At 67.3% G+C, this 5,182-nt stretch carries 6 protein-coding genes; 2 read left to right on the top strand and 4 right to left on the bottom strand.

Annotation, left to right across the window (positions count from 1 at the left end; genetic code table 11):
• The 4 genes from FJY88_11715 to FJY88_11700 all read right to left on the bottom strand — a co-directional run.
• On the bottom strand, positions 1 to 386 hold a 386-nt coding region (locus FJY88_11715), incomplete at its 3' end, for a hypothetical protein (GenBank protein ID MBM3287999.1).
• Positions 355 to 858 carry a rod shape-determining protein MreD gene (gene mreD, locus FJY88_11710; GenBank protein MBM3287998.1) on the bottom strand — a complete coding sequence of 168 codons (504 nt, stop codon included), beginning with the start codon at positions 856 to 858 and terminating at the stop codon, positions 355 to 357. The genes mreD and FJY88_11715, both read right to left, overlap by 32 nt.
• Entirely contained in the window at positions 858 to 1,736 is an 879-nt protein-coding gene (locus FJY88_11705; protein MBM3287997.1) for a rod shape-determining protein MreC, read from the bottom strand. Before FJY88_11705 ends, mreD begins: the two co-directional genes overlap by 1 nt.
• Positions 1,737 to 1,744: 8 nt before the next feature.
• Positions 1,745 to 2,776, bottom strand: a complete 1,032-nt coding sequence (locus tag FJY88_11700; GenBank protein MBM3287996.1) for a rod shape-determining protein — start codon at positions 2,774 to 2,776, stop codon at positions 1,745 to 1,747.
• Positions 2,777 to 2,945: 169 nt separating this feature from the next.
• On the opposite strand from FJY88_11700, the gene FJY88_11695 reads away from it, so the two are divergent.
• Positions 2,946 to 3,404, top strand: a complete 459-nt coding sequence (locus tag FJY88_11695; protein MBM3287995.1) for a carboxypeptidase regulatory-like domain-containing protein — start codon at positions 2,946 to 2,948, stop codon at positions 3,402 to 3,404.
• A gap of 73 nt (positions 3,405 to 3,477) precedes the next feature.
• The gene (locus tag FJY88_11690) at positions 3,478 to 5,064 is read left to right on the top strand and encodes a hypothetical protein (protein ID MBM3287994.1); all 1,587 of its coding nucleotides are present in this window, start codon (positions 3,478 to 3,480) and stop codon (positions 5,062 to 5,064) included.
• Positions 5,065 to 5,182: the final 118 nt, after the last annotated feature.

Below are 5,182 nucleotides of genomic sequence, written 5' to 3'. Positions count from 1 at the left end.
GCTCGATCGATCTCGATGATCATCTCGGCGGGGTCGCGGCCGAGCAGACCGGCAAGCTCGACGGCAACCGACTCGAGCAGCGGACGGTTGCGACGGAAGGCTCGATCGCGGGGGTCGAAGGAGAGGGAGAAGGACGGCGCGTTGTCGGCGAGGACCCTCCCCTGCCGATCGAGGAGCCGGCCGCGGTGGGCGCGCAGGATCTCGGGGCGGATCCGGTTCTCCTCGGCCTCCTTCGCGTAGTGGGCCCCCCGAACGACCTGCAGGAAGACGAGGCGGATGAAGATCAGCCCGAAAGCGATCGCAGCCAGGACGATCAGGGCTCGGAAGCGCCCTCGCAGCGCGTCGAACGAGAACCTACGATCGGCCACCCAGCCACCTCTTCTCACCCATCACCGCGTGCGCTCCCGCGACGAGGAGCGGAACGGCCACCGCCGTGTAGAGGGCTGTCGGGAGAGACCAGCGTAGCCAGACCAATGCGAAGCGCGAGGGATCGTATCCGCCGATGAAGGGGACCTTCACCGTCTCCGCCAGCAGGACCGCCAGGAAGAGGAGGAAAGAACCCAGGACAGGATCTCGCGTGTCGATCGCCTCCGAGAGCCTCGACACGACCAGGGACATCGTGCTCCAAGCCAGGCTCGAGACGCCCAGACCGAGAGGGTGGTCCACGTCGACCAGGAGGCCCATGAGAAAGCCCCCGATGATCCCGAACGTCGCCCCGCGGGCGAGCGCGATGTAGAAGACAAGGGCCGCTGCGAGATCGGGCTGCACTCCCGCTATCGCGAGACTCGGGCCCAGCGTGAGCCTGAAGGTGAGAACGGCCCAGAGGGTGAGGACGAGTCTCGCGACAAAGAGCGCCATCACGGCCTCGCCGCGCCTTCTCCCGGCAGCGCAGTCCCCCCCGGCGCCGTGGGCTCCGGCTCGGGATAGAGCGGCGTCGCGTCGCCTTCGGGGGGCCGTTCGCGCAGGAGGACAAGCTCCGTGATCCCGCCGGGCCTGACGAGCGGCCGCACGCGGACGAGCTTCAGCTGGTTGCGGGGATCGTCCTCGCCCTTCAGGACCGTCCCCACGAAGATCCCCTTCGGAAAGACCTCCCCCATTCCAGAGGTCACGATCGGATCTCCCGGCCGGAAGTCGGCCTGGACGGGAATGTCCGCGATCGTGAGCTCCCTCGGCCGCGAAGGATCCCAGCGGAGAATCCCCTGTTCGCCGCTTCTACGGTTCCGGACGCTCACCGCGACCCTGGTGTGCCAGAGGGTCTCCACGAGCCCCAGCGATCCATCGAGGCGGGCGAGCCGCCCGACAAGCCCGTCGGGCGACGCGACAGCGGAGCCGGGCTGGACGGACCCGCTGAACCTCACCCAGAGGACCTCTCCTCGCCAGTCGATCGAGCGGCCGACGACGGTTCCCGGCTGCAGATCGAACGCGGCGCGCGCTTGGAGCCCGAGGAGGCGGCGGAGCGTCTGGTTCTCTCTCCCGGCGTCGCGCAATCTCGAGGCCTCCAGCCTCTCGGACGCCAGCTCCCGCGTGAGTCGCCTGTTCTGGACGCTCAGAAGAAGCGAGCGCCCACCCCAGCCGATCACGGCGCGCACGGGGAGAAACAGGCTCCACTCGAGACCCGACGCGATCGCGCTTCGGAATCCCGTCGGCATCGCGAGCAGAAGGCCCGAGAGGCCGGCGCAGATGAGCCAGATGACGAGACGCCTACGCGCAGATTGGGCGGCGCCGCGGGAAGGCATGGAGCTTCTCAGGTGCTCCGCATCAGGACCTTTTCGAACTGCACGAGGTCGTCGAGGATCTTGCCCGCGCCCAACACGACCGCGGAAAGCGCTCCGTCGGCGACCCGGATCGGCAGGTGCGTCGTGTCCCTGAGGAGCTGATCCATGCCGCGCAACAGCGCGCCTCCGCCCGTCATCACGATCCCGCGATCGACGATGTCGCTGGCCAGCTCCGGCGGGGTCTCCTCGAGCGATTGATGCAGCGCCGCGACGATCGCTCCAATCGGCTCCTGGAGCGCTTCCCGGACTTGGCCGGAAGTGATGGTCACAGTGTTTGGGATGCCTCCAATGAGATCGCGGCCCTTCACCTCCATCTCCCTGTGCTCGTCCGCGCTGTGCGCGCTCCCGATGCGGATCTTGATCTGCTCCGCCGTCTGGTCGCCGATCAGGAGGTTCGAGGTCCGCTTGACGTACTGCATGATCGCCTCGTCCATCTTGTCGCCGCCCACTCGGATCGATGTGTCGTTCACGATCCCGTTCAGGGTCATGACCGCGATCTCGGTCGTCCCTCCCCCGATGTCGATCACCATGTTCCCCGTCGGCCGCTCGACCGGCAGGCCGACGCCGATGGCAGCCGCGATCGGCTCTGCGACGAGGAATGTGTCGCGCGCGCCGGCGTGCTCCACAGAATCGCGCACGGCGCGCTTCTCGACCTCGGTGATGCCCGATGGAACGCACACGATGACGCGCGGCTTCACGAGGAAGCGGCGCGTCTGGACCTTCAGAATGAGCTTGCGAAGCAGCTCCTCGGTCCTCTCGAAGTCGGCGATGACTCCGTCCCTCATCGGACGGACCGCGTCGATCCCCGTCGGAGTCCGTCCGAGCATCGCCTTCGCGTCCGCTCCGACGGCAAGAACCTTTTCGGTGGCGCGGTCGATTGCGACGACGGACGGCTCGTTCAAGACGATGCCGCGTCCCTTCACATAGATCAGCGTGTTCGCCGTCCCAAGATCGATCGCGATGTCGTTGGACATCAGTCCCGTGAGACGTCCGAACACCATCGATGGAACCTCCCCGCCTCGCCCCAGGCCTCGAGCTTCGTCAAGCTACCAGAGGAGCCACCCACACGCAAGAATCCTGCGGACTTGGCCGGGGTCGCGCGGCTTGACGATCGTCCCGAACGGGGATAGCCTCAGCGGGGTTGCCGCTCAGCGAGGAGGTCTGGCCGGAATGCGGGCGTTGCGCTACTTTTCCACTGCCCTTGTGGGGCTCACCCTGGCCGGCGCATGCCAGGGCGCGGGCGTCGTGGACCCGCGGATCCTGCCGGTCTCGCTGTCCGGCGCCATCACGGATGGATCGGGGAAGCCGCTCCCGGGCGTCTCGGTCCGGGCCTTCATCGGGGGATTGCCGTGCGCTTCCGCGACATCCGACGCGGATGGCGTCTATCTGGTGGAGTTCGGCTTCGATCCGGAGCTGGACGAGACGATCATCGTCTGGTGGATCGCTCCGCGGACCGATCTCGTCTCGGAGCTTGCCCTCGTGAGGGAGAGCGCTCGTGATCGGGCCCAGGGGCTGTGGGGGCCGTGCGTCCCCCGCATCGGCTCCCTGAGACGGCAGGAGCGGTCCGTCCAGATCCTGGACCGGGCGGCGGTCCGCCGCCGGCTCGCGGATTCCGGCTGCGCTCGCTAGAGGGTCGGGTTGATCCCGCGGCACCAATGGGGTTAGGCTGAAGCCTTAGGGGATGGGCTGAGGAGGTCGGTCGATGATGCGTGACAGGCTATTGGCGCTGGCGATTGCGGGAGTCGCCCTGATCGGGCTCTCCTGCGGGGACAACGGCAACGGGGGCCCGACGGTCCCGCAGGAGCCTCCCCCACGAGCCCCCTCCTCTCTGAGAGTCACGGCCACCTCCGCAACCGGGATCACGATCAGCTGGCAGGATCGCAGCTCGGATGAGACCGGGTTCCGGATCGAGCGATCGGTTGGAAACGCCGGGTCCTTCGCCAAGCAGGACACCGTCCCACGCAACATCACCACTTACACCGACAGGACCGAGATCATCCAGGGACAGACCTACTACTACAGGGTCCTCTCGTACATCCGCGCGAGCTTCTCCGAGCCCTCCGAGAGCGTCTGGGCGATCGCGGCGACGAACCAGACCCCAAGACCGCCTGTCGCCGTCACCCCCCCGAACGGGGCGCGGGATGTTCCAATCGGGGCGCTCACGCTCAGGTGGACCGCTTCCGATCCCGACGCCGGCGACCTGCTGCTCTACGACGTCTACTGGGGCACGGCGCGCAACGACATGCGCCTGATCGCCGAGGCCGCATCGGCCACCGAAGTGGCCGCGCCTGAGGAGATCGCGCTCAACGCGCACTACTTCTGGCAGGTGAAGGCAAGGGACTCAAAGGGGGCCATGGGAGTCGGGCCGATCTGGGGCTTCAACTCGATCGTGGAGCGGGTGACCTTTCCCGGCGGATGGCTCGTGATGGGCGACGCTCGGGAGTTCGTCCATCCGGGCAACCCGGTGTGGGTCGAGCCCTTCGAGATGGACCGGTACGAGATCACGAACCAGCAGTTCGCTGACTGGCTCAACGAGGTCCTTCGAATCAAGACGCCGGGGCCGTTGGTCCGGACGAGCGGCGGCGCGGTCTACGACCCGGGCGGCGTCACCCTCTACGCGGAGACCGTGGAGATGGACGACGACTCGCAGATCAGCTATGACTCCAACGACTCGCTATTCACCGTCGTCGAGGGGAAGGAGAGCTTCCCCGTCGTCGAGGTCACCTGGCACGGCGCGAACGCCTACGCGCGCTACTTCGGTCGCAGGCTGCCGCTGGAGGCCGAGTGGGAGTTCGCCGCGCGGGGAAACAGCACTGAGTTCGGCGATTCGCTCTTCACTGCTGCCATTCGAGGCGATGAGACATTGAGCGTCCGCGTCGGCCTCGGCACCACCTATCCCTGGGGCCAGGAAGCCGACGCCAGCCGGGCCAACTTCGAGGGGAGCGGAGATCCCTACGAGTCCCAGACTCGAGTTCTCACCAGTCCCGTCGGCTTCTTCAACGGAGAGCTCCAGGGAGGCTTCCAGACAGGCGACGGCTCCACCCCGGTTCCGCCCGGCGAGACCGTCGGGGTGCACGATCTGGCGGGGAACGTCTGGGAGTGGTGCGATGACTGGTACAGGGAGTACACGCGGCCGCACTCCCCCCCATCGATCGGCAACCTGAAGATCATCCGCGGAGGCGGCTGGAACCGCGGCCCAGGATCGATGCAGACCTGGCGCAGGAGCATCGTGAGGCCGGAGACGCCGGATCGCGCGCTCGGATTCAGGACCTGCTCGTCGGCGAAGTAGGCGCGGCTTCAGCGGCTGAGGACTCGGCAGGGGGGGAACGGATGTACAGCGCTTCCGCCCTTGCCGACCTTCACGAGCGCGCGCATCGGACCCTCCGCGGGATCATCCTTCACTGTGG

This window comes from Candidatus Eisenbacteria bacterium, assembly GCA_016867495.1.
Classification (GTDB): Bacteria; Eisenbacteria; RBG-16-71-46; order CAIMUX01; family VGJL01; genus VGJL01.
The sequence above is the reverse complement of the archived record's forward strand: the minus strand, read 5'-3'. Positions and strand labels throughout refer to the sequence as shown.